This is a genomic window from Hydrocarboniphaga daqingensis, from assembly GCF_900129825.1.
Lineage (GTDB): Bacteria > Pseudomonadota > Gammaproteobacteria > Nevskiales > Nevskiaceae > Hydrocarboniphaga > Hydrocarboniphaga daqingensis.
The window spans coordinates 396,003-422,471 of the sequence record NZ_FQWZ01000001.1 but is presented as its reverse complement, the minus strand read 5'-3'; the positions used below and the strand labels follow the sequence as shown (position 1 = coordinate 422,471).

Below are 26,469 nucleotides of genomic sequence, written 5' to 3'. Positions count from 1 at the left end.
CGGCAGTATCAGCGCGCGACCGGCTCGGACACGAAGCCGAGCTTGCTGACACCGGCACGCGATGCAGCGGCCATCACCTCGGCCAGCACTTGATAGCGCGTGTCGCGATCCGCGCGCACATGCAGCTCCGGCGTCGGCGTCTGCTGCCCGGCTTCGACTAGCCGTGCGGTCGCCTGGTCCATCGTCACCGGCTCGCCATCCCAGAAGATCTGTCCCTGGTCGTTGATCGCGAAATCGATCTTGCGCGGCTCGGTCTGCGTCGGCGCCGAGCTGGCTTGCGGCAGGTTGATCTTCACCGAGTTGGTCAGCAGCGGCGCAGTGATGATGAAGATCACCAGCAGCACCAGCATTACGTCGATCAACGGCACCATGTTGATCTCGGTCATCGGGGTCGAGTTCGGCTTGTGGCCGAAGCTGCCAAAGGCCATGTCAGGCTCCCTTGCCGATCGGACGCACCGTGGTTTGCGGCGTCGCGGCGAACTGCGTGCCGGTGGTCAGGAACGCGTACAAGTCGTGGGCGAACGTGTCGAGACGTGCCAGCAGCACACGGTTGGAGCGCACCAGGAAGTTGTAGCCGAGCACGGCCGGTATCGCGACCGCCAAGCCCACGGCGGTCATGATCAGCGACTCGCCGACCGGGCCGGCAACCTTGTCCAGCGAGCCGCTGCCCGATAGGCCAATCGCGACCAGCGCGTGGTAGATCCCCCAGACCGTGCCGAACAAGCCCACGAACGGCGCGGTCGACCCGACCGAGGCCAGAATCGTTAGGCCGTTTTCGACTTTCGCGGTTTCCTCGTCGATGACCTTGCGCATCGTCCGCGTCAGAAAGTCAGCCGCGCTGCCGGCTTCTTCGAGCCGGCTGGCGCCGAAGCGCGCGTGATGTTCGCGGGCAAAGATCGCGTGATGCGCCAGGTGCGAGAACGGCTCTTCGGCATGGTGCTTGACGACACGCTCCTGTACTTCGAGCAGGTCTTTGGCGTTCCAGAAAAAGTCGAGGAAGGCCGAGCTGCGACGGCGCTCGATCGCATTGCGCACGTTCTTGCTGATGATCAGATACCAGCTGGCGATCGACATCACCAGCAGCACCAGCAACAGAAACTTGGCGACACCGTCGGCCTGACCGATGAAGTGACCGATGCCCAGCGTCTGCGTTTCCATGCGGCTTGTGTCCTGATCAAGTGATGGTGGTGGGGAACAACAGCAACGTTCGGCGCTCAGGCCGATTTTTTCAGCGCGAAGACCAGCGGCACCATGGCCACGCCTTCGACCGGCGTGTCGCCGCGCCGCGACGGTACGAACTTCCACTTCTGCACCGCGCGCCGCGCTGCATCGTCGAGCCGGGCAAAGCCGCTGGACTGCGCCACGTCGACGCTCAGCGCTTCGCCATCGGCGCTGACGCGCACGCGCAGCAGCACGGTGCCTTCCTCGCGCAGCTTGCGCGACATCGCTGGGAACGTTGGCTGCGGGTTGCTCAGGTATGCCATGTCGAAGCGCGGCGGCTCGGGCTCGGCGGCGCTGGCGTCGTCAGCCGGTATCGAGCGATAGGCGGTCACCGGCTCGGGTGCCGGCTCGGCATCCGCGGTCGGCGGTGGCGGCGGGGTCTGGATCGCATCGGCGACCGGTTCGGCGCGCGCCGCGCTGATCAGCGGCCGCGGCTTGGGTGCCGGCGTGACCACCGGCGGCGGTGGCACCGGCGTGGCCGGCAACGGCGTTGGCGGCTGTTCGGCCGGGGCCAGAAAGCTGACGGCCAGCACCGCCGGCACCGAGGGTGTTTCCGGTTGCTGGACCCAGGCCATCGCCAAACCCACGGCCAGCAGATGCAGGCCGACCACGCTGGTCAGCGCGAGGGCCTTGAGCGGGCGGTAGTCGGGTGAGGGGGCAGCGACGGCGGCCATCGGCGTGGCAGGCGAACCAGTAACTGAGAATGATTCGCAGTATAGGCGTGCCGGTCGGGCGCTTCAACGCACCGCGTGGGTGCCGGCGCGGCGGCCCGAGGCCGCGCGCCGGCTGACGTCAGGCGTTGGCCAATGTTCGGATTTCGGCGCGCAGCAGGCTGGCGCCTTGGCGGCCGTAGCCTTGGGCGTTCAAGCCCAGTGCGGTGGCGCCGGACTGGCGACGCGCAGCTTGCAGGTTCATCAACACGCCGTTGGCGCGGTTCTGGTCCTGGCAGCGGTCGAGCAGTTCGACCAGTTCGTTGGCCGGCAGATGCGCCGGCCAGGGGCGCTTGCGCAACTCGGCCAGAAGCGATTGCAGGCTCATCAGCCCGGCCGCTTTCTCGTCGCTCAGATGCTTGACCGCGATCGCGTCGCCGCGTCGCAGCGCCGCATGTTCGGCGTCGAGCAAGCCCAGCATGCCGTGCAGACTGCGCACCGAGCGCTCGATCAGCGCCGGCAGCGGATCGTGTGACGGGTCGTTGCGGTGGCTGCCAGAGGTGTTCATGGCGGCTTAGGCCAGCGCCTTGTCACTGTCGATCATCTTGGACGCGATGCGTTCGGGATTGACCTGGTAACGGCCGTCGGCGATGGCGGCTTTGACGGCGGCGACGCGCTCGGCGTCGAACGAGGTGCTGCCGGACAGCGATTTTTCGAGGCTTTGCATCTGCATGGCATCCCCCGTGATCTGCACGGTGTCCGTGCTGCGCTTGCCGGCCACCGTGTTGTCGCTGGCGGCGCTGCCGTAGGCGGCGCTGGCGCTGCGGGCGGAGCCGAGTTTGTCCATCGCAGAGGGCATGCTCATCGGCATGCCCGGGTTGGCGTCGATTTTGGTGCTCATGGTCTGCTGGCTCGAATTGGCGGGCGGTTTGCCCTGATGAACTCGGTATCGGCGGCTCCGCGTCAAACTTTAGACGCGCTTTTTTGGGTCCGATGAACGGTAATCCGTCACGGCCACAGCCGATCACCGCTGGCGAGGTAGCGGCAGCCCGGCGCCGAACTAAAGCGACGGCGAGATCAGAGCGGAATCTCGACCGTCCCGTCGGCTGCGACCTGGCCTTGGACGATGCGTCGCGAGCTGTTGTTTTCGACCGATAAACGCTCGCCGGGCGCGGCATTGGCCAGCGCCTTGCCCTGACCGCGCACCTCGAAGCCGCCGCTACGACTGACCAGCGTCACCAGGTCGCCCCGCCGCACGACCGCCGCCTGCGCCAGTCCGGCTGGCGTCAACGACGTCCCTGCGGCCAGTGGCCGGCTCAGCACCTGGCCGACGACCTGCGCTGGGTCGCCGACGTAGCCCTGACTCAGGCTGCCGGTATCGCGCACTTCGACGCGCAGGTCGGCCGCCGACAGCACGCTGCCAGCCGGTAGATCCCGGGCGGCCACGACCACCGCGGCACGCCGCACGACGCGCACCGGCACATAGACGGCCCAGGCTTGAGGCGCGGTACAGCGGACGCTGACGGTCCAGCGCGCGCTGCCGCCACCGCCGTTGGTGCTGCTGGTGTCCAGAGGCGCTGCACAGGCCGGCAGCCGCATGCGCGCGTCGATGCTATCGGCGACGACATCGGCTCCCGCGCCGGCCTGTGCGCGTACGAAGGCTTCGGCCGCCTGCCGCAGGCTGTCGACCGGTTGGAAATCGGCTGCCTCGGCTGATCGTTCTGCCGCGCCGGCGAGCAAGCCGATCAGCAGCAGTGCCGAAATCGCGATGCGGCGACGCCGGCTGGGTACGGGAGATTCCGTGTTCAGGTTCATCGGGCAGGCACGCCATTCGGGTTCATTGCCGTCTTGGCAAGCGCTGTGCCCGCGACATGCCTTCAAGTTGTGGCAGCCGGCGCCGATAGCAGACCGATCCCCTCGGAAACCTCAGCGAGTCGTCAACGCCATGGCTGGTTTGCTTGAACGAATCGAAGCGCAAACGCGGCTGGCCGGCTTCAATCGGCTGGCTTTGCTGCTGTTCCGCCTCGACGAGCGTCAAATCTTTGGCATCAACGTGCTCAAGGTCGTCGCCGTGCAAAAGCGGCCCGCACTGACGCACATGCCCAGCTCGCATCCATTCGTGGCCGGCGTCGCCGACGTCCGCGACATGGTGATTCCGGTGATCGACATGTGGAAGGCGCTCGATCGCCCCAGCGATGTCGAACCCGAACACATCATCGTGTCCGAGTTCAATCGCTCGACCCAGGCCTTCCTGGTGCGCTCGGTTGACCGCATCGTCCATGTCGACGTCGACCGCGTGCGGCCACCGCCGGATACCGCAGGCGGGCCGTCGTATCTGACCGCCGTCACCGAGATCAACCAGCAGTCGATCGAGATCATCGACGTCGAGCGCATCCTGTCGGAGATCGTCGGTGAAGTGGCGGCCATTGCCGAAACGGTGACTGACCCGACGCTGGTGCAGGGCGCGTTGCGCGGTCGCAGCGTGCTGGTGGTCGATGATTCGCGCGTCGCGCGCGGTCATATGCAACGCGTGCTCGACCAACTGAACATCCCGGCGATCATGCTCAACGACGGTCGTCAGGCCCTGACCTTCCTGCAGCAGATGGCGCTGCGTCCCGGTGCGATCGAGAACGAGCTGCTGATGGTGATATCCGACGTCGAAATGCCCGATATGGACGGCTACCGGTTGACGACGGAAATCCGCCGCGATCCGCGCTTGGCTGGCCTGTACGTGCTGCTGCATTCGTCGCTGTCGGGCATCTTCAACCAGGCGATGATCAAGCGCGTCGGCGCCGATCATTTCATCGCCAAGCTCAATGCCGACGAGCTGGCGCAGTGTGTCCTGAGCCGCTTGAACGTCGCCGCCGCCGCGTAGCGGGGTGCTGACGCTGGGCAATTGGGGAGCGTGACGGAAGCCCGCCACGTAGCCCTGGCACAGCGCTTGGAGGATGCCGGTGTCTGTATTCGACCCGGAGCCCTTCCATGGCACTCGATCCGCTATTTGGCCTGCACGCCGCAGCACTGTCGGTGCAGCGTCAACGCATGGACGTGCTCGCCGGCAATATCGCCAACAGCGACACCCCGAACTTCAAGGCGCGTGACGTCGACTTCGCGGCCACGCTGCGCCAGACGCTCGGCGGCTCGCCGGCTGAAGCGGGCGGTGCGCTCAAGCTGGCGGCGCCTCGCGGTGCCTCGTCCGGCAGTGCCGACACGACGCTGACCGCCGGCGCCATCGACGGCGGCGCCATTCCAGGACTGGTGTGGCGCGTGCCGACCCAGAACAGCGTCGACGGCAACACTGTCGATGCACAAGTCGAACAAGCCAAGTTCGCCGACGCGGCGCTGCATTACCAAGCGAGCCTCAACTTCGTCGACGGCCGCGTCAAAAGCATGCTGACCGCGATCACCGGCCAGTAAGCCGGCGCATCGTCACAGGAGTCGATCCGTCATGAGCTCATTCCGCATTTTCGACATTGCCGGCTCCGCGCTGTCGGCGCAGTCGACCCGACTCAATACCGTGGCCAGCAATCTGGCCAACGCCGACAGCGTCGCCGGCGATCCGACCCAGGTCTACCGCGCCCACATGCCGGTGTTCGAAGCGTCGGCCGAAGCCGGTGGCGAGAACATGCCCGGCGTCAAAGTCACCGGTATCAACGAAAGCCAGGCCGAGCCGGAAAAGCGCTACGAGCCCGGCCATCCGCTGGCCGATGCCGAAGGCTACATCTACGCGCCCAAGATCAATGTCGTCGAACAGATGGTCGACATGATCTCGGCCTCGCGCGCTTATCAAAGCAACATCGAGATGTTGAACACCGCCAAGGATCTGACGATCCGCACGCTGTCCGTAGGACGCTGATCATGACCACACCGCTAGGTTCCACCACGAGCAGCGAGAGCCTGTATTCATCGCTGGGCCTGAGTTCGTCGCAGAGCAGCAAACAGCAGACGCTGGGGCAGCAGGATTTCCTGAAGCTGATGACGGTGCAGATCCAGAATCAGGACCCGCTCAAGCCGATGGAGAACACCGAGTTCTTCAGTCAGATCGCGCAGTTCTCCACCGTCTCCGGCATCGAAAAGCTGCAGGGATCGTTCAGCACGCTGGCAAATCAGCTGACCTCGAGTCAGTCCTTGCAGGCCGCGGCGCTGATCGGCCGCGACGTGCTGACACCGAGCAAAGTCGGCGTGCTGTACGACACCGGTCTGGAAGGCGCGATCGACGTGCCGTCCAGCGGCGCGGTCAAGCTGGAAGTACGCGACGCCGACGGCGCGCTGGTCCGCACGCTCAACCTGGGCACGCAGCCGGCCGGCCAGATCAGCTTCAACTGGGACGGCATCGGCGCCAACGGTGCGGCATTGCCTCCGGGCCGGTATCAGATCGCGGCGACGGTACAAGGTGCAGGCACTGCGGCGATCGCGGCGAAAACGTACGCACTCGACCGCGTTGCCAGCGTGTCGACCGGTGCCAGCGGGCTCAGCGTACAGATGCTCAACCTCGGTGAAGTCGCGTTCGGCGACGTCACGCGGATCCAGTAGATCCATTCCCCCATTGTCCACCGCTGCGCCGGTCACGTCGGCCGGCCCTGAAACGGAGCCACACCATGTCATTCAATGTCGCGCTGTCCGGTCTCAACGCCGCCACGATCGATCTGGGCACCTTGTCGAACAACATCGCCAATTCGAACACCACCGGCTTCAAGTCGTCGCGTACCGAATTCGGCGACTTTTACCGCGTGTCCTCGTTCGATCTGTCGGAAGCCAACACCGGCTCCGGTGTGCGCGTCGAGCGCCTGACACAGCAGTTCACGCAGGGCACGATCAACAACACCGGCAATGCGCTCGATCTGGCGATCAGCGGCGATGGTTTCTTCACGCTGTCGGATAACGGATCGGCGGTCTATACCCGCGCCGGTGCGTTCTCCACCGATCGCGCCGGCTATGTCGTCAACAACGCCGGCCAGCGACTGCAGGTGTATCCACCGATCGGCACCGGCGGCACGTTCAACACCGCAGCACCGAATGACCTGCGCATCTCCAGCAATACCAATCCGCCATCGGCCAGCAAGCTGATCGAAGCCGGCGTCAATCTGCCGGCCACCGCTGCGGTACCGGTTACGTCGACGTTCTCGCCGGATGATGCCAGCAGCTACAACAAGACCACGTCGCTGACGGTGTACGACTCGCTGGGTACGCCGCACACGGCCTCCCTGTATTACGCCAAGACCGCCAACCCGGGCGAGTGGAATCTGCATGTGACCGTCGACGGTGGCGAAGTCGGCACGGGGTCGACGCTGACCTTCGACAACGCTGGCCTGCTGACGACGCCGGCCGACGGCAAGCTGACGCTGGCCGGCTACAGCGTCGGCAATGGATCGGCGCCGCTGGAGATGGTGTTCGACGTCAGCAAGAGCACGCAGTACGGCGACGGCTTTTCCGTCGGCACGCTGTCGCAGGACGGCTATGCGGCCGGTGAACTCAGCGGCCTGACGATTACCGAAGCCGGCGTCGTGCAAGCGCGCTACACCAACGGGCAGCTGACGCCGATCGGTCAGATCGTGATGACGATCTTCCCCGACCAGCAGAACCTGCAGCAGCTCGGTGCTAGCACGTGGGCCGAAACCTTCGCATCCGGCCAGCCGATCAGCGGCGTAGCGGCCACGGCCAGTTACGGCAGCATCCAGTCCGGTGCGCTCGAAGCGAGCAACGTCGACCTGACCGAGCAGCTGGTCAACATGATGACCGCGCAGCGCAACTATCAAGCGAACTCGCAGGTGATCTCGACGACGGATGAGTTGCTGCAAACGATCATGAACCTGCGCTAAGCGGAGCGATAAACCATGGACCGCGCGCTCTATGTCGGCATGACCGGCGCCAAGCAGACGATGCAGGCGCAGACCGTCAACAGCCACAATCTCGCCAACGCCAGCACGATCGGCTTCAAGGCGCAGCTGGTCGAAGCCGAAGCGGTGGCAGTGCAGGGCGCCGCCTATGCAACGCGCGTCAATGTGCGCAGCGGCGACGGCGGCTGGGACGCCAGTAGCGGCACGCTGCAGCAGACCGGCCGCGACTTGGACGTTGCGTTCGCCGACGGTACTTGGTTGGCCGTGCAAGCACCGGATGGCAGCGAGGCATACACCCGCCGTGGCGATCTGCAGATCGATGCCGTCGGCCGATTGCTGACCGGTGCCGGGCAGCCGGTCATGGGTGACGGCGGCCCTCTGTCGGTGCCGCCCGCCAGTTCGATCAGCATCGCCGCCGACGGCACGATTTCGATCATCCCTCAAGGTCAGGGCGCCGAAGCACCCGCTACCGTTGGGCGACTCAAGGTGGTCAGCGCCTCGGCCTCGCAGTTGCAGCGCGGCAACGACGGACTGATGCGCGCCACGCCGGGTACGACGCTGGAGCCGTCGGCAGGCGCCGCTGTCAGTGCGGGTGTGCTGGAGAGCAGCAACGTGAATCTGGCGGATGCGATGGTGAACATGATTTCGCTGGCGCGGCAGTTCGAGTTGCAGACGCAGTTGATGAAGAATGTGGATCAGAATGCGCAGGCGTCGTCGGGGATCATGAAGATGTCGTGAGGCGGCTTGCTTTGCGTTGTTTGTTTGATTCGTCGCTGCCACTGCGAAGCGGTGATGTTGTTGATTGAACTGTGCGCTGGCTCGGAGTGTTGGCCTCGCCGGCCGGGCGTTACTTCTCTTTGCTTGTGCAAAGAGAAGTAACCAAGAGAAAGCACACCCTGGAGAAGCGCCGGCTGCGCCGGTTCCCGAGATCGATGACGTGCTCGGGGTCGGACGAACTCGACGTCCTGTCTCATTTCGTCCTCCGCTGGCCATCCTGGCCAGCGGACCCCTGCGCGCGCCATCGATCTCGGCGCTTCTCAAGGGGCCCAGAATCAAAAGCAAAAGCAGAAGCGACTGCACGCCGTCGCTGCGCTCGGCTTTGGCTTTGGCTTTGGCTGTTGCCGTTCAATCCCTTGAGAAGCGCCGGTCGTGGCGGCGCGCGCAGGGGACTGCTGGCCAGGATGGCCAGCAGAGGACGAAATGAGACATGGATGTCGAGTTCGTCCGGCCCCGAGCACGTCGTCACGACCGGGCACCGGCGACAGCCGGCGCTTCTCCAGGGGGTGCTTTCTTTGGTTACTTTCTTTGCACAAGCAAAGAAAGTAACGCCCGGCCGGCGAGGCCCAAGCTCCACGCAAGTGCACGGTTTAATCAACAGTGCTGAGTCACGCCCGGCCGGCGAGGCCAACACTCCGAGCCAGCGCACCGCCCAATCAACTGACCCGATCAAATCCCGCCGCAAGCGCAACGCCGATTTGCGTCAAAACCCCGTCACCTGACCGCCACCACCCCCTGGCCCGCGACTTGTAAGCACGCTGCAAACGCCAAACCTTCGGCGTGCGGAGCAAACCAATGAATTCAGCATTGTGGGTCGCCAAAACCGGGCTCGATGCGCAGCAGACGCGGATGGCCGTCGTGTCGAACAACCTCGCCAACGTCAACACCACCGCGTTCAAGCGCGGCCGTGCCGACTTCGAGGATCTGCTGTACCAGAACGTGCAGACCGCGGGTGCGCAGACCAGCACGCAGACGCAGTCGCCGACCGGGTTGGCGATCGGCACCGGCGTGCGGATCGGCGCAACCGAAAAGTTGTTCACGCAAGGCAACATGTCGCTGACCAACAACTCGCTCGACATTGCGATCAACGGTCGTGGCTTCTTTCAGGTGCTGCAACCCGACGGCACGATGGCCTACACGCGTGACGGCAGCTTCCAGGTCGACAGCCAAGGCCAAGTCGTCACCGACAAGGGCTATGCCGTGCAGCCGGGCCTGCAGGTGCCGGCCGGCGCACAGAATCTGACGATCTCCGCCGACGGAATCGTGTCGGTCACGCTGGCCGGGCAGACCGCGCCGCAGCAGATCGGCACGCTGACGGTGTCCGACTTCATCAATCCCGCCGGCCTGATGGCACGCGGCGAGAACCTGTACATCGAAACCGCCGCCAGCGGCACGCCGCAGTCCGGCACGCCGGGCCTCAATGGGCTGGGCTCGCTGGTGCAGGGCTCGCTGGAAGCCTCGAACGTCAACGTCGTCGAGGAAATGGTCAACATGATCGAAACGCAGCGCGCCTACGAGATGAACTCCAAGGCGATCTCGACGACCGATCAGATGCTGCAGTTCCTGACGCAGAACCTGTAATGAAACGCGCGATCTTCACTCAGGCGCTGATCGGCACGACGCTGATGCTGACGCTGTGCGGCTGCAGCTCGCTGGCACGGATCACCGGCGATGCCGCGCCGGTGGCGCCGGCGTTGCCGTCGATGCAGATGCCGGTGGCGCAGTCGGGCGCGATCTACGCCGAAGGCGGCAGCATCGCGCTGTTCGAAGACAACCGCGCACGCAACGTTGGCGATCTGCTGACCGTGGTGCTGGTGGAAAGCACGCAGGCCAAGAAATCGGCGGCGACCAACACCAGCAAGAACCAGGACACCAGCCTCGGCGACATCAGCGTGTTCGGCAAGAAGATCAATTACGGCGTTGGCTTTTCCGGTGATCGCAGCTTCGCCGGCAAGGGCGATACGAGCCAGAGCAATTCGCTCAGCGGCAGCGTCACCGTCACCGTCGTGCAGCGGTATCCGAACGGCAATCTGCTGGTGCGTGGCGAAAAGCTGCTGGAGCTCAATCAGGGCTCGGAAGTGGTCAAGCTCGAAGGCATCGTGCGCTCGGCCGACATCAGCACCAGCAACAGCATCTCGTCGGACCGCGTCGGCAATGCCCGCGTCACCTATGCCGGTCGCGGTGCGCTGGCCGACTCCAACGCGCAAGGCTGGTTGTCGCGCTTCTTCAATTCCCCGTGGATGCCCTTCTGATGAATACGATCCGGCGTGTGGCGTCGAGCGTGGTCTGGATGCTGTGTGGTGTCGCCGCGATGCCGGCGTACGCCGAGCGCGTCAAGGATCTGGCCAGCGTGCAAGGCGTGCGCAGCAATGCGCTGGTCGGCTACGGTCTGGTCGTCGGCCTCGACGGTAGCGGCGACCAAACCGCGCAGGCGCCGTTCACGATCCAGAGCTTGAAGAGCATGCTGGCGCAACTCGGCGTGACGATCCCGGCCAACGTCAATCCGCAGCTGAAGAACGTGGCCGCGGTTGCGATTCACGCTGAGCTGCCGCCGTTCTCGAAACCCGGCCAGATGATCGACGTCACCGTGGCATCGATCGGCAACAGCGGATCCTTGCGTGGTGGCTCACTGCTGATGGCGCCGCTGAAAGGCGCCGACGGGCAGGTCTATGCGATCGCGCAAGGTAACGTGATCGTCGGTGGCCTCGGCGTGTCCGGCAAGGACGGCTCGCGGGTCAGCGTCAACGTTCCCAGTGCCGGCCGGATTCCGGGCGGCGCATCAGTGGAACGTGCGGTTGCCACTGCATTCGAAGGCAGCGGCGATTTGCTGCTGAACCTGCACACGCCGGACTTCACCACGGCCGCGCGGCTGGCGCAGGGGATCAACAAGGCGATGCAATCCGATGTAGCGCGGGCCGTCGATCCAGTGACGGTCGCCGTGCAGGCGCCGCAGGACAGCAATCAGCGCGTGATGTTCATGGCCTCGCTGGAGAGCATCGACGTCAGCCCCGGCGATGCGCCCGCCCGCGTGATCATCAATTCGCGCACCGGTACCGTCGTCATCAGCAGCAAGGTCGAAGTGATGCCGGCCGCGGTGGCGCACGGCAGCTTGTCGGTGACGATCACCGAGCGTCCTCAAGTCAGCCAGCCTGCGCCGTTTTCGCAGGGCCAGACTGCCGTGGTGCCACAGTCGTCGATCGAAGTTACGCAGACCGGCGGGCAGATGTTCAAGTTTCCTGCCGGTGTGAACCTCGACGACATCGTCCGCGCGGTCAACCAGATCGGTGCTTCGCCCGGCGACTTGGTCGCGATACTCGAAGCGCTGAAGCAAGCCGGCGCGCTGCGCGCCGAGCTGGTGGTGATCTAGTCCCATGAACGGCGTCCCGGCCACCGCGGCATCGCTCGATGCGATGGATCTGCGCCAGCTGCAGAGCTTGCGCACGGCCGCTCGTGCCGACGACCCACAAGCGCTGCGCAAGAGCGCGCAGCAGTTCGAAGCGCTGTTTACGCAGATGATGCTCAAGAGCATGCGCGATGCGCTGCCGGGCGACAGCTCGCTGGGGTCGCAGGGCGAGTTCTATCAGGGCATGTACGACCAGCAGCTGTCTTTGAGCCTGTCCAGCGGCAAGGGAATGGGCCTGGCCGATCTGCTGGTACAGCAGTTGACGCAGTCGCGCTCGGCGGCGGCTGCATCGGGCGATGGCGCGGCGCAGTCACTGCGGCAGCTGAGCTTGCCAGCGTCGTTGTCGTCGCGCGCCACTACGCGCAGCAACGTCGGTGCCGACGACGGCGCCTGGCCTCCGCGCGATGCGCAGGACTTCATCGACCAGATTCGTCCGCATGCGGAGAAAGCCGCCAAGGCACTCGGCGTACCGGCTCGCGCGATCATGGCCCAAGCCGCACTCGAAACCGGCTGGGGCCAGCACATCAGCCGCGATGCGGCCGGCAAGCCGAGCTACAACTTGTTCGGTATCAAGGCCAGCCGTGGCTGGAGCGGCGAACGCGTCAGTACACAAACGCAGGAATTCCGCGACGGCGCCTTCAGTACCGAGCGTGCCGACTTCCGCGCCTACGACTCGCTGGCGGCGTCGTTTGACGACTACGTGAGCTTTCTGCAGGACAACCCGCGCTATCTGGATGCCTTGCGCGCCGACACGGTCCAGGGGTTCGCACACGGCTTGCAGAAGGCGGGTTACGCGACCGACCCGCAGTACGCCGGGAAGATCGTCGACCTGGCCTATGGCCGCAACATCAGTGATGCGCTGGCGCAGCAGAACGCGCCGACGCAGCAGAGTTTGTAGGAGTACCGCGCAAATGGCAGACATACTCGGCATCGGCAGTAGCGGCCTGTTGGCGTATCGCAGTGCGCTCAATGTCGTGGGCCAGAACATTGCCAACGCCAATACCGAAGGCTACAGCCGCCAGCGAGTGAATCTCGAAGCGCGGCCGCTCAGCGGCGGCAGCGTGCCCAGCGGTAACGGCGTCACCGTGCGCGATGTGCAGCGGATCAGTGACCAGTTCGTCGTCAACCGGCTGACCGGACAGGACAGCAGCTTGGCGCGGGTCAACACGATGGCCACGCAGACGGCGCAGCTCGACACCTGGCTGTCGGGTACGGATACGGGCTTGTCAAAGTCGCTGCAGGGTTTTTTTGACGCGGTGAATGGGCTCAGCGCCAACGCGTCGTCATCGGCCACGCGTCAGGTCGTGCTCACCGGAGCCTCGGCGCTGACCGCACGCTTCAATACGTTGCAGAACAGCTTCAACGAGCTGGACCAGGATATCGATGCGCGCATTGGCGAAGCAGCGACGCGGATCAGCGAGCTGTCGCGGCAGATCGCCGAACTCAACGACAGCATCGCGCAAGCCACGTCGAAGAATGCCGGACAGTTGCCCAATGACTTGATTGATCAGCGCGAGTTGGCGCTGCGCTCGCTGGCTGACCAGGTTGGTATCGAGACTTCGCTGAGCGAAGACGGATCGATTAACGTGTCGCTCGGTACTGGCCAAGCGCTGGTGCTCGGCGGCCGTGCCAGCAGCGTCGTCATCGGTCCCGATTCGTTTGGCCGGATGCGCGATATCCGGCTCAGCAGCGGCGCGGCGTCGGTGTCGGTCACCACCCAGTTGTCGGGTGGCACGATGGGCGGCTTGCTCGACTTCCGGCGCGAAGTGCTGGAGCCGGCCGTCAATGAGCTGGGCAGTATCGCGGTGGCCTTGTCGACCGCTGTCAACGCGCAGCATGCCAAGGGTATGGATCAGTACGGCCAGCTCGGCGGCGCGCTGTTTTCGACGCCGTCGGGTACCGTCACCCCGGCACGCGGCAATACCGGAACGGCGACCATCACGACCCAGGTCAGTGATGCTGCCGCGTTGACGATGCAGGACTACACACTGCGCTTCGACGGCGGCAGCTGGCAGATGACCAGCACCCGCACCGGCGAAAACGTCGCACTCTCCGGCAGCGGCAGTCAGGCGGATCCGTTTCGCGCTGCCGGTCTGTCGATCGTCGTGACCGGCAGCCCGGCGGCCTCTGACCAGTACCTGCTGCAGCCGACTCGTGATGCCGCAGGGCAAATCAAGCTGGCCATTACCGATACGGCGCGCATTGCGGCTGCCAGCCCGCTGCGTACCTCGGCAGCGTCGACCAACAGCGGCCTGTCGCGCTTGAGCCCGCCCGAAGTGCGCGACGGCGCCAATCCGCAATTGCTGCAGACGGTGGCGATCCGCTTCACGGCCGCCGATCGCTACAGCATCGACGGTGCCGGCGATTACGCGGTGTCGGCCGATGGCAGCATCGACTTGAACGGCTGGCGCGTCAGCGTCGGCGGTGTGCCGGTGGCCGGCGACACGTTCACTTTGAGTCGTAACGACGGCGCATCCGGCGACAACACCAATGCGCTGGCCTTGCTCGGCGTGGCCGAGCAGAACCTGCTGTCGGGCGGACGCACCACGCTGTCGTCCGCCAACAGCGCATTGGTGTCGCGTGTCGGCAGTCAATCGGCGCAGGCCAGCGCGCAGCTCGACGCGCAGACCGCGCTGAGCACGCAGACCCAAGCCGAGCGTGACTCGGTGTCGGGCGTCAATCTCGACGAAGAAGCCGCCGACCTGATCCGATTTCAGCAGGCCTACCAAGCGGCCGCGCAAGTCGTATCCACGGCCAACACGCTGTTCGACTCGCTGCTGTCGGCGATCCGTTCCTGATCGCCGTCGCCCTCTCGCGGAGCCCTACGATGAATTTCAGAGTCACGACCGCCAGCGTGTTCGCGCAAGGCGTGCAGGCCATGCAGAAGCAGAGTCAGGAGCTGGTCAAGGTTCAGGCACAGATGGCCAGCAATCAGCGCTTTTCGCGCGCTGGCGAAGCGCCGATCGAAGCCGGTCGCGGCTTGAACATCGACAAGGCGCTGGCCGACAGCACGCAGTGGCAGGCCAACATCGGTGCCGCACAGGATCGATTGAATCTTGAAGAGGCGGCGCTGGGCACGGTGTCGTCGGCGCTGTCACGAATTCGCGAGTTGGCGGTTCAAGCCAATTCCGCTGCCATTGGCGATCTCGACCGCAAGTCGATCGCCGCCGAGATGAAGGAGCGCTTGACCGAGGTGCTCGATCAGGCGAACACCCGGGACGGGCAGGGCGGCTATTTGTTTGCCGGCAGCCGCGTGCAGTCAACGCCCTTCGAGAACGTCGGCGGCACGGTCCGCTACCAGGGCGACGCGATGGTGTCCCTGGTCAACATCGGCTCCAGTCGTCAGATCCTGATGGGCGACTCCGGCGCCGACGTCTTTGTTGCCGTCAACAGCGGTGACGGCCGGGTGGATGTCGGCGTCGACTCTGCGAACAAGGGCGGCGCGGCGATCAAAGGCGTCAGCTTCACCGATTCCAGCCAATGGGATGGTGGCACCTACCGGCTGCAACTCGACGGCGGCGATTACCGCGTCGTCGATGCCGACGACAACGTGGTCAGCAGCGGCCGCTATGTCGACCAGCAGGCGATCCAGTTCCGTGGCGTCAGCGTCACCGTGTCCGGACAGCCGGCCGATGGCGATGCATTCACGATCAAGGGCAGCGAGCAGCAGGATGTGTTCACGACGGTGCAGAAGCTGATCGACGTCGTGGCGGTCTATGGCCGCTCGCCGGCGCAGTCGGCGCAGGACCAGACGCGCTTGTACAGCGCGATGCAATCGCTGGATACGGTGATCGGCCATGTCAGTGACGTACGCGGATCGGTCGGCGCCCGACTCAATGCGCTCGACGATGCGTCGAGCCAACTCGACGCGCGCTCGATCCAGCTCAAGGAGTCGCTGGCCGGCATTCGCGAAGTCGACTACGCCGAGGCCGCGTCGAGGCTGTCGCAGACCTCGACCGTGTTGCAGGCCGCCCAGCAGAGCTACATGAAAGTGCAGGCCTTGAGCCTGTTCGACTACCTGCGCTGATCGGCAGGCGGATCCAAGGGCCCGGTCAGCAGCATCAGCAGACCGGCAATCAACAAACAGCCGAGCAGGTCGGCCAGCAGGAACCACAGCATTTCGTTCATCGCATCGTCCTTCGATCCAGTGGAAAGGAGGGCTTGCAGCAGCTGGCCACCGGGTCATCGTAGATGAGAGTCACTCTCATTTACAAGCCATCGTTCAAGGACACAGCAGTACCGGTCGCACGCTGAAGAGTTGCCGTCGAAATTCGGTCGCTGTCATCTCCAAGCCTCAAGTTCTGATGATGGATGCCGATAAGTTGCTGGTTAGATGTAAAAAATAGTTCTGGACAAACACCGATTAAAGTTTTTTGCAAACGTTCCGTTAACCCCTACAGCAGCGGCGAAGTTCCCAATCACGGGTCTGGCGCCGAAGCATCCCAGCAGGACACGACAGCCACGCCGGGAACCCAACCACTCAAGGAGTCATAGTCATGGCACAAACTATCAACACCAACGTGGCGTCGCTCAATGCACAGCGCAACGTCAACAACTCGCAGATGCAGTTGAACACCGCGATGCAGCGTCTGTCCTCGGGCCTGCGCATCAACAGCGCCAAGGACGACGCCGCCGGCCTCGCGATCTCGCAGCGCTTCACGTCGCAGATCAAGGGTCTGAACCAGGCTTCGCGCAATGCCAACGACGGCATCTCGCTGGCGCAGACGGCGGAAGGCGCGCTGGTGGAAGTCACCAACAACCTGCAGCGTATTCGTGAACTGGCCGTGCAGTCGTCCAACGCGACCAACTCGCAGAGCGATCGCGACGCGCTGCAGACCGAAGTCACCAGCCTGAAGGCCGAAGTCGAGCGCGTCGCCAACACGACCGCCTTCAACGGCGTCAAAGTGCTCGACGGCAGCTTCACTGGCGCTGTGTTCCAGGTCGGTGCCAACGCTGGTGAAACGATCACCGTCAACACCATCGCCGATGCCAACCTCGCCGCACTGAGCGATGTCAGCACCGCGTCGACGGCCTCGACCCAGGTTGCCACGTTGGGCACCGGCGCTGCTGCTGCTGGCTCGCTGACGATCAACGGCACCGACATTGGTGCGCTGGCCGCCGTCGGCAGCGCCTCCGAGCGCGGCGCTCAGTTGGTCGATGCGATCAACAACGTGTCCACGACCACCGGCGTCAATGCCTATGTCGACTCCACGACCAACCAGATCATGCTGACCTCCGAGTCCACGATCACGCTGGCCGGTACCGACGACGGCACGCTGACCGGCTTCGACGGTGCGGGTGGTGTCACGGCGACGGCGACCAACCAGACCGGTCTGACCACGCTCGACGTGTCCAGCTACGCCGGTTCGCAGCTGGCCATCAAGCAGATCGACAGCGCGTTGAGCCAGATCAACACGGCTCGCGCCTCGCTCGGTGCGGTGCAGAACCGCTTCAGCTCGGTGGTCTCGTCGGTCGACACGACCGCTGAGAACCTGTCGGCCTCACGTAGCCGCATCCAGGACGCTGACTTCGCGCAGGAAACGGCCAACTTGAGCCGCGGCCAGGTGCTGCAGCAGGCCGGCATCTCGATGCTGTCGCAGGCCAACAGCTCGGCCCAGGGTGTGCTGAAGCTGCTGCAGGGCTAAGCAAACGGCGACACGCCGGCGTACTGACCCATCATCGGTATGCCGGCGGGTCTCTTTTAGGTCCACTTCTGCTGGCAGAAAGCCATGCTCGTCAATCCCATATCCGCCTCGGCCTCGACACCCGTCGACGCCGGGGCTCGCGTCGTCCCGGCGGTAAACCCGCTAACCCGAGTCGCTGCGGCCGACGGCGATGCCGCGCGACAGCGACAAGAAACCGACGCATCGGAACCCAATCAGGCCGATCGCGATGCCGTACAAAAGGCGGCAGAGAGCCTCAACGAACACATGCTGCTACGACGTGCCGAACTGCATTTCCACGTCGACGAGGAGAGCCGCCGGCTGGTGGTCACGGTCACCGACTCGCGCGATGGAACGGTAATCCGGCAGGTGCCAAGCGAAGAAGCCTTGCGGCTGGCGCAGGCCTTGCAGAACGAGACGCCGCAGTTGTTCAAGCAGACCGCTTGAGCCGGCATAGATAGCGGAAGTTGCGGGGTATCGATCATGGCCAGCACGATCACTTCATCCGGTTTGGGCTCCGGCCTCGACGTCGATTCAATCGTCACCAAGTTGGTGGCGGCGGACCGCAGCGCGCAGGACACCCGGCTCAATACGACCAAGGCCAAGGCGGATTTGCAGATTTCCGGCTTGGGCGCGCTCAAGTCGGCGATGAACACCTTGCAGCAGTCGCTGGCCAAGCTCACATCGGGTGGTGACTTAGGCAAGCGCACGGCGTCGGTATCCGACGCCAGTATTTTCACGGCGACCGCGTCCAAATCGGCCCAGCCCGGGCAGACGCAGATCGAAGTGCTGTCATTGGCCCGCGCACAGAAGCTCGGCTCGGATGCGTTCGCATCCAGTTCGGCTCTGGTCGGCGCCGGCGACATGACGTTCACGGTCGGCAGCAATTCGTTCACGGTGACTGCGACGGCGACGACCACCGTGGCGCAGCTGCGCGACGCGATCAACAGTGCGAGCGGCAATGTCGGTGTCGGTGCAACGCTCGTGGCCGAAGACGGTGGCACGCGCATGGTATTGACCGCGCGTAACACCGGCACCGCCAATGCCGTCGGTGTCAGCACGTCGCTGACCAACTTCAGCGAGCTGCAGAGCGCGACCGACTCGCAAGTCAAAGTCGACGGCTACACCCGCACCAGTGCCTACAACTACGTGTCGAACGTGGTCGACGGCGTCAGCATCAGCTTGAACAAGGCCTCGGTCGGAACCAAGGTCACCGTCACCGTGGCGGCCGATGACAGCGCCGCCAACACGGCCGTCAACAACTTCGTCGAGGCCTACAACACGCTGGTTCAGACCTACAGCAGCCTCACCGGCTACGACGCGGCCAGCAAGACGGCCGGCGCACTGATGGGCGATGCGGCATTGCGCAGCACCTCGCTGGCAATGCGGTCGATCATCGGCGCCAGCGTCGAATCAGGCACGTTCGATACGCTCACCGATATCGGCATCACCACCAACATCGACGGGACGCTGAAGGTCGATGCGGCCAAGCTGGCCACGTCACTGACTGACGACAATACGTCGATTCAGAACATGTTCGGCAGCACGTCCGGTATTGCAACGCGGATGAACACGCTGGTCGAAGGCTATATCAAGGCCGACGGTCCGATCGACAACAAGCTTGATGCGCTGAACAAAGTACTGAGCCGGATCGACATCGACCGCGAAGCACTCGACGCGCGGATGGCGCAGAAAGAAGCCTTGTACAGGACCCAGTTCAATTCGCTGGATGCCATCGTCAGCAAGTACAAGAACGTGGCGACGTATCTCGATCAGATGGATAACGAGCGCTACAACCAGCGCGCGAACAGCTAGCGGATGCGGCGATTGCAGGCGGCGGCGATCGCTTACCGCCGAGTCGCCGTCGACGCATCGCAGGGGCATTCGATGGGTTGAAATATCCTGATTGAATGCTGGCGGAAACGCTCAAGAAACCGCTTTATTTGCCGATGTTATTGATATCGCAGGCAACATCAACCGGTTCAAATCCAATGGCTCCTTCCACTGCTTCGGCCGCTCGTATGCGCTACTACACCGACACGGCGTCGGCGACGATTTCGAGCGAGGCCAGCCCGCATCGACTGATCTCGATGCTGTATGACGGTGTTCTTGAACGGCTCGCGATCGCACGCTCGTCGATCTCGCGCGGCGATGTCGGTGCCAAGCTCAAGGCGATCAACGGCGCGATCCAGATCGTCGAGCATCTGCGGGTCGTACTCGACCACGATGCCGGTGGGTCCTTGGCCGAGCGGCTCGATGCGCTCTATGACTACTGCCTCCGGCGCATGACGCTGGCCAATGCCAAAAACGACCCCGACATCCTGGCCGAGGTTTCCAAGCTGATCGTGACGATCAAGAGCGGCTGGGACGCGATCGACCCGATGCAGCGTTGATGGACCCGAGACGCAGCCGGCGCCTACGATGTGCCGACGGCGTCGCCCTGGAGATATCCGATGTCCGACCATGACCAAGCGGCTCTGAGCTATCGCCTCGAAGCGCCGATGCGCTGGCTGGCCGTGGCCGGCTTCGAGCCTGGCGACATCGAGCATGCCGGCGAGGTCAACCTGCGGGCCTTGTCGCAGATTGCACAGTTCGAAGAGCGCACGCCGCCGATCGAGCAACCCACGCCGCAGGACGTCGAGATCCAGCGCTTGCACGCCAAGCTCGACCTGCTGCTGTCGGCCGTCAGCGAACTGGCACCGCATTTTCTGAAGCGGCCGGCGCGTGTCGGCTTGCAGATGTTTTGGGATCACTTGCGCTGGCCGCGAGCCGAGTCGACAGCCGATGCCGGTACGCTGGGCTGGATCGAGATCTATCTGCATCCGATCGTGCAGCAGCCACTGCGCTTGCCGGCGCGGATGCTCGACGGCGACGCCGCATTTGCCGAAGCCGAGTTTCTGCCGATGGCCGATGCGGCGCAGCAGGCGCTGGAGCGTCACGTGTTCCAGCAGCACCGCCGCGCGATCGCCGCAGCGCGCCGCAGCTGAGGCAGCCGTTACACTGGCGTGATGCCAACCGCACGCGCCTCCCGCAAAACCCAACAGTGGTTCGAAATCCCCGCCAGCTACGTTCAGGAGCAGGGCATGCTGTTGCTGCGCGCTCCGGCCGGCACCGCCGTGCTCAAGCTGGCGCAGCAGCTGGCCGACGGCGTCTACGATCGTCCATTCATCGTCGATGATGGTGAGCAGCGCCGGCTGCATTTCGATCTGCGCTATGTACAGAGCGCGATCAACCTGAAGGACCCAGACGAGCTGGTATTTGCCTATACGCAGGCGATGATGGCCTTCATGCTGTTCGATACCCAGCCGCGGCAGATCGTCGTCGTCGGCCTCGGTGGCGGCTCGCTGACGCGCTTCTGCCACCAGCAGTTGCCGCGCGCGCGCGTGACGACGCTGGAGATCGACGCCGACGTGATCGCGCTGGGTGAGATGTTCCTGATGCCGCCGGCCACGGTCCGGATGCCGATCCTGCACGTCGATGCCGCCGACTACTTCGCCGACCCGTCGGGCGACATCGCCGACGTGGTGCTGATCGACGGCTGCGACCGGCTCGGCATCGCGCCGACATTTGCTGACCCGCTGTTCTATCAGCGGCTGCAGCGCAGGGTGCGCACGGGCGGCATCGTCGTCGTCAACCTGATCGGTGAGGCCAGCCGCTCCGACGCGATCGAGACCTTGGTGGCCGATACGCTCGGCGGCGCCACGGCCTCGCTTGCGGTCAAGGGCGGCAACCGCGTGCTGTTCGCCTGGGTGGGTGACACGCCGGCGCCGGACTGGGCCGGGCTCCGGACGCGTGCCGAGCGGCTCGAACAGCAGACCGGCCTGGACTTCGTCAGCTACCTGCGGCGCCTCAAGCGCAGCTACCGACGCTACCGCTGACCGCCGCACGGGGGTTGGGGCTGGTACGCGGCTTGTAAGCATGCCGGCGTGAATACCAAAACCGTCTCCTCACCGTCGTTGTTCCAGCTGATCAAAGGTGGCGCCTCCAGTGGCTTGGGTGCGCCGCTGGTGCTGCTGGCGATTCTCGGCATGATGGTCGTGCCGCTGCCGCTGTTCCTGCTCGATCTGCTGTTCACGTTCAATTTGGCGCTATCCATCGTGATCGTGCTGGCCGTGATCTACGTGATGCGGCCGATGGAGTTCAGCGCGTTCCCGACCGTGCTGCTGATGGCCACACTGCTGCGCTTGGCGCTGAACGTGGCGTCGACGCGCGTCGTGCTGCTGCACGGTCACGAGGGCACTCATGCGGCCGGCAAGGTGATCGAGGCCTTCGGTGAATTCGTAATCGGGGGGCATTACACGGTCGGCCTGATCGTGTTCATGATCTTGACGATCATCAACTTCGTCGTCGTCACCAAGGGTGCCGAGCGCGTGTCCGAAGTGTCCGCACGCTTCGTACTGGATGCGCTGCCGGGCAAGCAGATGGCGATCGACGCCGACATGAATGCCGGATTGTTGACGCGCGACGAGGCCAAACTCCGTCGCGACGAAGTGCGCGAGGAAGCCGACTTCTACGGGTCGATGGACGGTGCCAGCAAGTTCGTCCGCGGCGACGCGGTCGCCGGGCTGCTGGTGCTGTTCATCAACGTCATCGGCGGCTTGCTGGTCGGCACGATGGAGCACGGGCTGGGCATCGGCGACGCGGCGCGGATCTACACCTTGCTGGCGATCGGCGACGGTCTGGTGGCGCAAGTGCCGTCGCTGCTGCTGTCGACCGCCGTGGCCGTGTTGGTCACGCGGATGAGCAAGTCGCAGGACATGAGCAAGCAGCTCGCTGGCCAGATCTTCGGGCAGGCGCGCGCGCTGGGCATCGCCGCCGTGGTCATGGGCCTGCTCGGCATGATCCCCGGCATGCCCAACCTGGTGTTTCTCGGGCTGGCTGCCGGCTGCGCGTATCTGGCGTGGCGGATGAGCAGCGGCCGTGCGGTGTCGGAAGCCGCCAAGGCCAAGGCCGAGCCGGCTGCGGCGCCGCCGAACAAGCCGGCCGAGCTGACCTGGGAAGATGTCGCGGCCGAAGACTCGCTCGGGCTTGAAGTCGGCTACCGGTTGATTCCGCTGGTCGACGTCAAGCAGGGCGGCGAACTGATGGCGCGGATCAAGGGCGTGCGCAAGAAGCTGACGCAGGATCTGGGCTTCCTGGTCGCCCCGGTCCACATTCGCGACAACCTGGAACTGGCACCCAACGGCTACCGCGTCACACTCAATGGCGTGCCGTTGGCCACGGGCGCGGTCCATGCCGACAAGTTCATGGCGCTCGACTCGGGCCGCGCGCTCGGGCCCATCGTCGGCGTTGCCGGCAAAGATCCGACCTTTGGTCTGGATGCGACCTGGATCGAACGCGGTGCGCGCGACCACGCGCAGTCGCTCGGCTACACGGTGGTCGATCCGGCGACCGTGATCGCCACGCATCTGTCGCATCTGGTCGGCAGCCACGCGGCCGACCTGTTCGGTCACGACGAGGCCCAGGCATTGCTCGGCAATCTGGCCAAGACCTCGCCGAAGCTCGCCGAAGACCTGGTGCCCAAGGCGATGAGCATGGCGGTGTTCGTCAAGGTGATGAAGAGCCTGCTTGCCGACCGCGTGCCGATCCGCGCGCTGCGTACGATCGCCGAGACGCTGGCCGAGGTCGCGCCCAAGACGCAGGACCCGACGATGCTGGCGTCGGCGGTGCGCGTCGCGCTGGGTCGGCAGATCGTCCAGGACATCAACGGCATGGACGACGAGTTGCCGGCCTACACGCTGGCACCGGCGCTGGAGCGTGTGCTGCAGGACAGCTTGTCCAGCGGCAACGTCGCGCTGGAGCCGGGCTTGGCCGAACGCATGCAGCAGTCGATCGCCGACGGCGTGCAGAAGCAGGCCGCGCTCGGCCAGCCGGCCGTGCTGCTGGTGCCGGGGCCGCTGCGGCCCTTGCTGGCGCGCTTCGTCCGCCAGACCGTGCCCGACCTGCATGTGCTGGCCTACAACGAAGTACCCGAAACCAAGCGCGTGCGCCTGCTCGGCGCGATGGGCTAGCGCGTTGCCGGCGTCGCCGGCCGTGCGGCAACGCGCGGGTTGAGGATCGCCGACACAGGATCATGGCCGATGAAACCGACGATCGAACAAATCCCGACGCTGTCGTACGAGGAACTGGTCGAGCAACTGCGGCTGTCGCGCATCAACGGTGCCGACTACCGCGACATCAGTCGCGCGCTCAATGCCGAGATGCGCTTGCGCACGCCGTCGAGCCAGTACCGCTGCTTCAAATGCGGCCACACGGCTTGCGAGCTGATCCAAGTGCGCACCTCGGGTGGTTTTCTCAGCGCCGCATTCAACTTGCAGAATCAGCGCTTCACAGCCGCGGTCTGCGTGCGCTGCAAGTTCACCGAGTTTTATCACGGCAAGCCCAGCGGCTTTCAGCAGGTCGCGGATTTTCTGATCGGCGGCTAGTGGCCCGGACCCTGCTTCGGTAGGCTGCAGTGATTCCTGCGGCGATGCCGAAGATGACATCGCCCCTTTGCCGAGGAGCCGGCCCCGATGAGCCCGTCCAAAGTTCGCCGTGATCGGCTGCTGCAGTTCACCGACTTGCCCAATATCGGGCCGGCATCGGCGCAGGATTTTGTGCAACTGGGCTACACGCATCCGCTGCAGTTGACCGGCGCCGATCCGCTGGTGCTGTACGACGATTTATGTCGCGTTTCGGGCGTCTTCCAGGATCCTTGCGTGCTCGACGTGCTGATGTCGGTCACTGATTTCCTCGCTGGGCAGCCGCCGCGGGCGTGGTGGCATTACACCGCGCAGCGCCGGCAGCAGTACGGCGACCTGCGCGCCCGTGCCGCTGCGTTGCGCGCTATCGCGCAGTAGCGCGCAGTGCCTCGATCAACACGCGGTACCGAACAGCCGCTGGACGTCGTCGGCTGCGGTGCCCACGGCTCGTATGATGATCCGGTCAAAGATTGCGGAGACGCTCGTGAACGAACAGTTGATTCAGGACGTGCAAGGTAGCTGGGTTGCCGTCGAGGGCATCGCGCCGCAGGCGGCGGCCTTGTTCTACCGCAATCTGTTCGAGGCCGATCCGGCCCTGCAGGCGCTGTTCAAGGGCGACATGGTCGCGCAGGGCGCCCGACTGATGCAGATGATCGGCGTCGCCGTGTCGAAGCTGCGCGACATCGATGCGTTGGTGCCGGTGCTTCAGGCGCTGGGCCGCCGTCATGTCACCTACGGCGTGCAGGACGCGCACTACGCCGTCGTCGGTGCGGCGCTGCTGAAAACGCTCGGTCAAGGTTTGGGGCCGGCCTTCACGCCACAGGTGCAGGCATCGTGGACGGCCGTCTACGGCGCGATCAGCGACGTGATGATCGAGGCGGCGCACAAGCCCGCGCACTAGGCAGGCGATCCGGCCGTTCCGGCGTGACCCGATGGACTGGTCACGCGTCCGTTGCCGACGCATGCTTGTGATGTTTGCACGTGAGTCGAGCCCGACAGCGGGTGATGCTGCGTGCCATTGCGGAGGCTCGCGGGGAATCGATGACGTTGAGGCGGTCGAGGTCGCTAGAGGCGGCCTGTATCAGTTTATGTGGAGCGGTTCTGGCCTCGATCACGACGCTGGCTGGGGCTGATCCTTTAGCGGCGACGCGGCTGGATACCGCCCGGTTCGGCTATGCCGCGTCGGCGTTCGTTGCGCCGGTCGGCTACGGGGGGCGCACCGGCTCGTTGGCGCTGGGCATGATCACCGAGCGCGAGCGTGGCGATGCGTCGATCGCCGTGGCCGCGTCGGTCGGCGATCCCGATCGATGGCTGGCGCTCGACACGGCGGTGGTCATTTCGTCGCTGTCGGACCGATCGCTGGGCCAGGCTGGCTTCGGCGAGGAAGGCAGTCTGGCGTTCAAGCTGCACCGCAACGTCGGCGAGTCGACCGCCGTTGCCATCGGCAGCAGCGCGGTGCCTCGCTGGGGCGGGTCGGTGTATCGCGCCAGCAATCCTGCCGGGCACTACGTGGCGCTCAGTCACGCCGTGCCTCTGGGCAATCAGCTGCTGATGCTCAGCGGCGGCGCCGGCCAAAACGTGACCAACAAGAACGGCAACAGCGACGATCTATTCGGCGTCGACCTGTTCGCCGCGCTCGCCTGGTATCCACACCACGGCCTGTCGTTGATCGGCGAATACGACGGCTACTGCGTCAACGCCGCGCTGTCGGTGGCGCCGCTGTTCCGCTGGTGGCCACTGACGCTGACGGCCGGCTACGTCGACCTGCTCAGCGACCACAACCGCACGCCGCGGCTGACGCTATTGGCCAGCGTCGCCTATGCGTTCTAGGAGCGGGCGATGAAACGCATTCTGCTTCGGGCACGATCGAGCTTGGCATCGATCATCGTCGGCGTCGTCGCGGCGGGTACCGCATCGGCCGGCGTGCCGATCGACTCGCTCAATTCCGCCAGCGCCGGCGTCAATCCCGCCAGCGCGGCGACGCCGGGCCCGGCGCACGCGGGCCAGCCTGAGCGCCGCGGCCCGGCCGCCGCACTGCGGCGCATGGCCGAGCGGCAGCACCGTGACGACGCCCGAGCGTCGCCGGACGCGGACTCACCGCCGCCGCTGGACCCGGTGCACGACCGCTAGCGGCTGCGAGGGATGCCGACGGATCAGCGCGCCGCGGTGGGCGCGGGCCGCATCAGCAGGTACAGCAGCAGGCCGATCGAGCCCAGGCCCAAGGTCAGCAGCACGAACGGTATCGGGTTGCGGCCCTGGGCACGGGCGTCGCGCCAGATCCAGACGATGCCGAGCGTGCAGGCGATCACCAGATCGGCCAGTACTTGCAAGCCGGCCGGGTGCAGGTTGGCGGTAAACAGGCCCAGGTAGCCGACCTGGCTCAGAACCCACACTGAAAAAGCGGTAAACGGCAGCAGGATCAGCAGAACGAGCGGGCGGGGCAGGTGCATGGTGGGG

At 65.0% G+C, this 26,469-nt stretch carries 31 protein-coding genes; 24 read left to right on the top strand and 7 right to left on the bottom strand.

The annotated features are described in order from the left end of the window. Positions 1-8: 8 nt before the first annotated feature. The 6 genes from BUB09_RS01870 to flgA all read right to left on the bottom strand — a co-directional run bounded on the left by BUB09_RS01870 (position 9) and on the right by flgA (position 3,686). Positions 9-428: an ExbD/TolR family protein gene (locus tag BUB09_RS01870; protein ID WP_072893310.1), complete on the bottom strand. Its 420-nt coding sequence runs from the start codon at positions 426-428 to the stop codon at positions 9-11. Between the two features lies 1 nt (position 429). Next, positions 430-1,158 (bottom strand): MotA/TolQ/ExbB proton channel family protein, encoded by a 729-nt coding sequence (locus BUB09_RS01865; RefSeq protein WP_072893307.1) that lies wholly within the window; start codon positions 1,156-1,158, stop codon positions 430-432. A 56-nt stretch (positions 1,159-1,214) separates the two neighbouring features. Beyond that, positions 1,215-1,895 carry an energy transducer TonB gene (locus BUB09_RS01860; RefSeq protein WP_072893305.1) on the bottom strand — a complete coding sequence of 227 codons (681 nt, stop codon included), beginning with the start codon at positions 1,893-1,895 and terminating at the stop codon, positions 1,215-1,217. Between the two features lie 118 nt (positions 1,896-2,013). Further along, positions 2,014-2,439, bottom strand: coding sequence for a hypothetical protein (locus BUB09_RS01855; RefSeq protein ID WP_072893302.1), 426 nt, complete (start codon positions 2,437-2,439; stop codon positions 2,014-2,016). A gap of 6 nt (positions 2,440-2,445) precedes the next feature. After that, positions 2,446-2,772 (bottom strand): flagellar biosynthesis anti-sigma factor FlgM, encoded by a 327-nt coding sequence (gene flgM / locus BUB09_RS01850; protein ID WP_084083082.1) that lies wholly within the window; start codon positions 2,770-2,772, stop codon positions 2,446-2,448. 176 nt (positions 2,773-2,948) lie between these two features. Further along, a complete protein-coding gene (flgA, locus tag BUB09_RS01845) occupies positions 2,949-3,686 on the bottom strand; it encodes a flagellar basal body P-ring formation chaperone FlgA (protein WP_072893299.1) in 738 nt (245 codons plus the stop codon). Positions 3,687-3,816: 130 nt separating this feature from the next. Here flgA and BUB09_RS01840 point away from each other — a divergent pair, with 130 nt between their 5' ends. The 24 genes from BUB09_RS01840 (at position 3,817) to BUB09_RS01725 (ending at position 26,142) form a co-directional block, all read left to right on the top strand. Next, entirely contained in the window at positions 3,817-4,746 is a 930-nt protein-coding gene (locus tag BUB09_RS01840) for a chemotaxis protein (RefSeq protein ID WP_072893296.1), read from the top strand. 107 nt (positions 4,747-4,853) lie between these two features. Then, positions 4,854-5,288, top strand: coding sequence for a flagellar basal body rod protein FlgB (gene flgB, locus BUB09_RS01835; RefSeq protein WP_072893294.1), 435 nt, complete (start codon positions 4,854-4,856; stop codon positions 5,286-5,288). 31 nt (positions 5,289-5,319) lie between these two features. Beyond that, positions 5,320-5,727 (top strand): flagellar basal body rod protein FlgC, encoded by a 408-nt coding sequence (gene flgC / locus BUB09_RS01830; RefSeq protein WP_072893291.1) that lies wholly within the window; start codon positions 5,320-5,322, stop codon positions 5,725-5,727. A gap of 2 nt (positions 5,728-5,729) precedes the next feature. Next, positions 5,730-6,404: a flagellar hook assembly protein FlgD gene (locus BUB09_RS01825; protein ID WP_072893288.1), complete on the top strand. Its 675-nt coding sequence runs from the start codon at positions 5,730-5,732 to the stop codon at positions 6,402-6,404. A gap of 65 nt (positions 6,405-6,469) precedes the next feature. Continuing rightward, a complete protein-coding gene (gene flgE, locus BUB09_RS01820) occupies positions 6,470-7,690 on the top strand; it encodes a flagellar hook protein FlgE (protein ID WP_072893285.1) in 1,221 nt (406 codons plus the stop codon). Positions 7,691-7,705: 15 nt separating this feature from the next. Next, positions 7,706-8,446, top strand: coding sequence for a flagellar basal-body rod protein FlgF (gene flgF, locus BUB09_RS01815; RefSeq protein ID WP_072893283.1), 741 nt, complete (start codon positions 7,706-7,708; stop codon positions 8,444-8,446). Positions 8,447-9,280: 834 nt separating this feature from the next. Next, positions 9,281-10,066, top strand: coding sequence for a flagellar basal-body rod protein FlgG (gene flgG / locus BUB09_RS01810; protein ID WP_072893281.1), 786 nt, complete (start codon positions 9,281-9,283; stop codon positions 10,064-10,066). Next, on the top strand, positions 10,066-10,737 hold the full coding sequence (gene flgH / locus BUB09_RS01805) for a flagellar basal body L-ring protein FlgH (protein ID WP_072893278.1): 672 nt from the start codon (positions 10,066-10,068) through the stop codon (positions 10,735-10,737). The genes flgG and flgH overlap by 1 nt, the downstream gene beginning before the upstream one ends. After that, positions 10,737-11,852 (top strand): flagellar basal body P-ring protein FlgI, encoded by a 1,116-nt coding sequence (locus tag BUB09_RS01800; protein ID WP_072893275.1) that lies wholly within the window; start codon positions 10,737-10,739, stop codon positions 11,850-11,852. The genes flgH and BUB09_RS01800 overlap by 1 nt, the downstream gene beginning before the upstream one ends. 4 nt (positions 11,853-11,856) lie before the next feature. Beyond that, complete coding sequence (gene flgJ, locus BUB09_RS01795; protein ID WP_072893272.1) at positions 11,857-12,786, top strand: flagellar assembly peptidoglycan hydrolase FlgJ; 930 nt, start codon at positions 11,857-11,859, stop codon at positions 12,784-12,786. A gap of 13 nt (positions 12,787-12,799) precedes the next feature. After that, positions 12,800-14,686, top strand: a complete 1,887-nt coding sequence (gene flgK / locus BUB09_RS01790; protein ID WP_072893269.1) for a flagellar hook-associated protein FlgK — start codon at positions 12,800-12,802, stop codon at positions 14,684-14,686. A gap of 29 nt (positions 14,687-14,715) precedes the next feature. Continuing rightward, positions 14,716-15,915: a flagellar hook-associated protein FlgL gene (flgL, locus tag BUB09_RS01785; RefSeq protein WP_072893267.1), complete on the top strand. Its 1,200-nt coding sequence runs from the start codon at positions 14,716-14,718 to the stop codon at positions 15,913-15,915. Positions 15,916-16,384: 469 nt separating this feature from the next. Next, entirely contained in the window at positions 16,385-17,533 is a 1,149-nt protein-coding gene (locus tag BUB09_RS01780) for a flagellin (protein WP_072893264.1), read from the top strand. An 84-nt stretch (positions 17,534-17,617) separates the two neighbouring features. Beyond that, on the top strand, positions 17,618-17,998 hold the full coding sequence (locus BUB09_RS01775) for a flagellar protein FlaG (RefSeq protein ID WP_072893261.1): 381 nt from the start codon (positions 17,618-17,620) through the stop codon (positions 17,996-17,998). Positions 17,999-18,034: 36 nt separating this feature from the next. Further along, positions 18,035-19,366: a flagellar filament capping protein FliD gene (fliD, locus tag BUB09_RS01770; protein ID WP_072893258.1), complete on the top strand. Its 1,332-nt coding sequence runs from the start codon at positions 18,035-18,037 to the stop codon at positions 19,364-19,366. A gap of 176 nt (positions 19,367-19,542) precedes the next feature. Beyond that, the gene (gene fliS, locus BUB09_RS01765) at positions 19,543-19,944 is read left to right on the top strand and encodes a flagellar export chaperone FliS (RefSeq protein WP_084083080.1); all 402 of its coding nucleotides are present in this window, start codon (positions 19,543-19,545) and stop codon (positions 19,942-19,944) included. Positions 19,945-20,004: 60 nt separating this feature from the next. Further along, entirely contained in the window at positions 20,005-20,538 is a 534-nt protein-coding gene (locus BUB09_RS01760) for a PilZ domain-containing protein (protein ID WP_072893253.1), read from the top strand. Positions 20,539-20,559: 21 nt separating this feature from the next. Beyond that, a complete protein-coding gene (locus tag BUB09_RS01755; protein ID WP_139250063.1) occupies positions 20,560-21,429 on the top strand; it encodes a spermine/spermidine synthase domain-containing protein in 870 nt (289 codons plus the stop codon). Between the two features lie 78 nt (positions 21,430-21,507). Next, positions 21,508-23,562 carry a flagellar biosynthesis protein FlhA gene (gene flhA, locus BUB09_RS01750; RefSeq protein WP_072893250.1) on the top strand — a complete coding sequence of 685 codons (2,055 nt, stop codon included), beginning with the start codon at positions 21,508-21,510 and terminating at the stop codon, positions 23,560-23,562. Positions 23,563-23,631: 69 nt separating this feature from the next. Further along, positions 23,632-23,976: a zinc ribbon domain-containing protein gene (locus tag BUB09_RS01745; RefSeq protein WP_217650205.1), complete on the top strand. Its 345-nt coding sequence runs from the start codon at positions 23,632-23,634 to the stop codon at positions 23,974-23,976. An 87-nt stretch (positions 23,977-24,063) separates the two neighbouring features. Further along, complete coding sequence (locus BUB09_RS01740; protein WP_072893248.1) at positions 24,064-24,390, top strand: helix-hairpin-helix domain-containing protein; 327 nt, start codon at positions 24,064-24,066, stop codon at positions 24,388-24,390. A 106-nt stretch (positions 24,391-24,496) separates the two neighbouring features. After that, positions 24,497-24,913, top strand: a complete 417-nt coding sequence (locus BUB09_RS01735) for a globin family protein (protein ID WP_245793055.1) — start codon at positions 24,497-24,499, stop codon at positions 24,911-24,913. Between the two features lie 146 nt (positions 24,914-25,059). Beyond that, positions 25,060-25,842, top strand: a complete 783-nt coding sequence (locus tag BUB09_RS01730) for a hypothetical protein (RefSeq protein WP_139250062.1) — start codon at positions 25,060-25,062, stop codon at positions 25,840-25,842. A 9-nt stretch (positions 25,843-25,851) separates the two neighbouring features. Further along, on the top strand, positions 25,852-26,142 hold the full coding sequence (locus tag BUB09_RS01725; RefSeq protein WP_072893244.1) for a hypothetical protein: 291 nt from the start codon (positions 25,852-25,854) through the stop codon (positions 26,140-26,142). A 23-nt stretch (positions 26,143-26,165) separates the two neighbouring features. On the opposite strand, the gene BUB09_RS01720 is transcribed toward BUB09_RS01725, so the two are convergent. Beyond that, a complete protein-coding gene (locus BUB09_RS01720) occupies positions 26,166-26,462 on the bottom strand; it encodes a DUF2834 domain-containing protein (protein ID WP_072893242.1) in 297 nt (98 codons plus the stop codon). Positions 26,463-26,469: the final 7 nt, after the last annotated feature.

Coding starts and splice junctions, on each gene's coding strand:
- BUB09_RS01870 (WP_072893310.1), bottom strand. CDS start 428: ATGGCCTTTGGCAGCTTCGGCCACAAGCCGAACTCGACCCCGATGACC.
- BUB09_RS01865 (WP_072893307.1), bottom strand. CDS start 1,158: ATGGAAACGCAGACGCTGGGCATCGGTCACTTCATCGGTCAGGCCGAC.
- BUB09_RS01860 (WP_072893305.1), bottom strand. CDS start 1,895: ATGGCCGCCGTCGCTGCCCCCTCACCCGACTACCGCCCGCTCAAGGCC.
- BUB09_RS01855 (WP_072893302.1), bottom strand. CDS start 2,439: ATGAACACCTCTGGCAGCCACCGCAACGACCCGTCACACGATCCGCTG.
- flgM (WP_084083082.1), bottom strand. CDS start 2,772: ATGAGCACCAAAATCGACGCCAACCCGGGCATGCCGATGAGCATGCCC.
- flgA (WP_072893299.1), bottom strand. CDS start 3,686: ATGAACCTGAACACGGAATCTCCCGTACCCAGCCGGCGTCGCCGCATC.
- BUB09_RS01840 (WP_072893296.1), top strand. CDS start 3,817: ATGGCTGGTTTGCTTGAACGAATCGAAGCGCAAACGCGGCTGGCCGGC.
- flgB (WP_072893294.1), top strand. CDS start 4,854: ATGGCACTCGATCCGCTATTTGGCCTGCACGCCGCAGCACTGTCGGTG.
- flgC (WP_072893291.1), top strand. CDS start 5,320: ATGAGCTCATTCCGCATTTTCGACATTGCCGGCTCCGCGCTGTCGGCG.
- BUB09_RS01825 (WP_072893288.1), top strand. CDS start 5,730: ATGACCACACCGCTAGGTTCCACCACGAGCAGCGAGAGCCTGTATTCA.
- flgE (WP_072893285.1), top strand. CDS start 6,470: ATGTCATTCAATGTCGCGCTGTCCGGTCTCAACGCCGCCACGATCGAT.
- flgF (WP_072893283.1), top strand. CDS start 7,706: ATGGACCGCGCGCTCTATGTCGGCATGACCGGCGCCAAGCAGACGATG.
- flgG (WP_072893281.1), top strand. CDS start 9,281: ATGAATTCAGCATTGTGGGTCGCCAAAACCGGGCTCGATGCGCAGCAG.
- flgH (WP_072893278.1), top strand. CDS start 10,066: ATGAAACGCGCGATCTTCACTCAGGCGCTGATCGGCACGACGCTGATG.
- BUB09_RS01800 (WP_072893275.1), top strand. CDS start 10,737: ATGAATACGATCCGGCGTGTGGCGTCGAGCGTGGTCTGGATGCTGTGT.
- flgJ (WP_072893272.1), top strand. CDS start 11,857: ATGAACGGCGTCCCGGCCACCGCGGCATCGCTCGATGCGATGGATCTG.
- flgK (WP_072893269.1), top strand. CDS start 12,800: ATGGCAGACATACTCGGCATCGGCAGTAGCGGCCTGTTGGCGTATCGC.
- flgL (WP_072893267.1), top strand. CDS start 14,716: ATGAATTTCAGAGTCACGACCGCCAGCGTGTTCGCGCAAGGCGTGCAG.
- BUB09_RS01780 (WP_072893264.1), top strand. CDS start 16,385: ATGGCACAAACTATCAACACCAACGTGGCGTCGCTCAATGCACAGCGC.
- BUB09_RS01775 (WP_072893261.1), top strand. CDS start 17,618: ATGCTCGTCAATCCCATATCCGCCTCGGCCTCGACACCCGTCGACGCC.
- fliD (WP_072893258.1), top strand. CDS start 18,035: ATGGCCAGCACGATCACTTCATCCGGTTTGGGCTCCGGCCTCGACGTC.
- fliS (WP_084083080.1), top strand. CDS start 19,543: ATGGCTCCTTCCACTGCTTCGGCCGCTCGTATGCGCTACTACACCGAC.
- BUB09_RS01760 (WP_072893253.1), top strand. CDS start 20,005: ATGTCCGACCATGACCAAGCGGCTCTGAGCTATCGCCTCGAAGCGCCG.
- BUB09_RS01755 (WP_139250063.1), top strand. CDS start 20,560: ATGCCAACCGCACGCGCCTCCCGCAAAACCCAACAGTGGTTCGAAATC.
- BUB09_RS01745 (WP_217650205.1), top strand. CDS start 23,632: ATGAAACCGACGATCGAACAAATCCCGACGCTGTCGTACGAGGAACTG.
- BUB09_RS01740 (WP_072893248.1), top strand. CDS start 24,064: ATGAGCCCGTCCAAAGTTCGCCGTGATCGGCTGCTGCAGTTCACCGAC.
- BUB09_RS01725 (WP_072893244.1), top strand. CDS start 25,852: ATGAAACGCATTCTGCTTCGGGCACGATCGAGCTTGGCATCGATCATC.
- BUB09_RS01720 (WP_072893242.1), bottom strand. CDS start 26,462: ATGCACCTGCCCCGCCCGCTCGTTCTGCTGATCCTGCTGCCGTTTACC.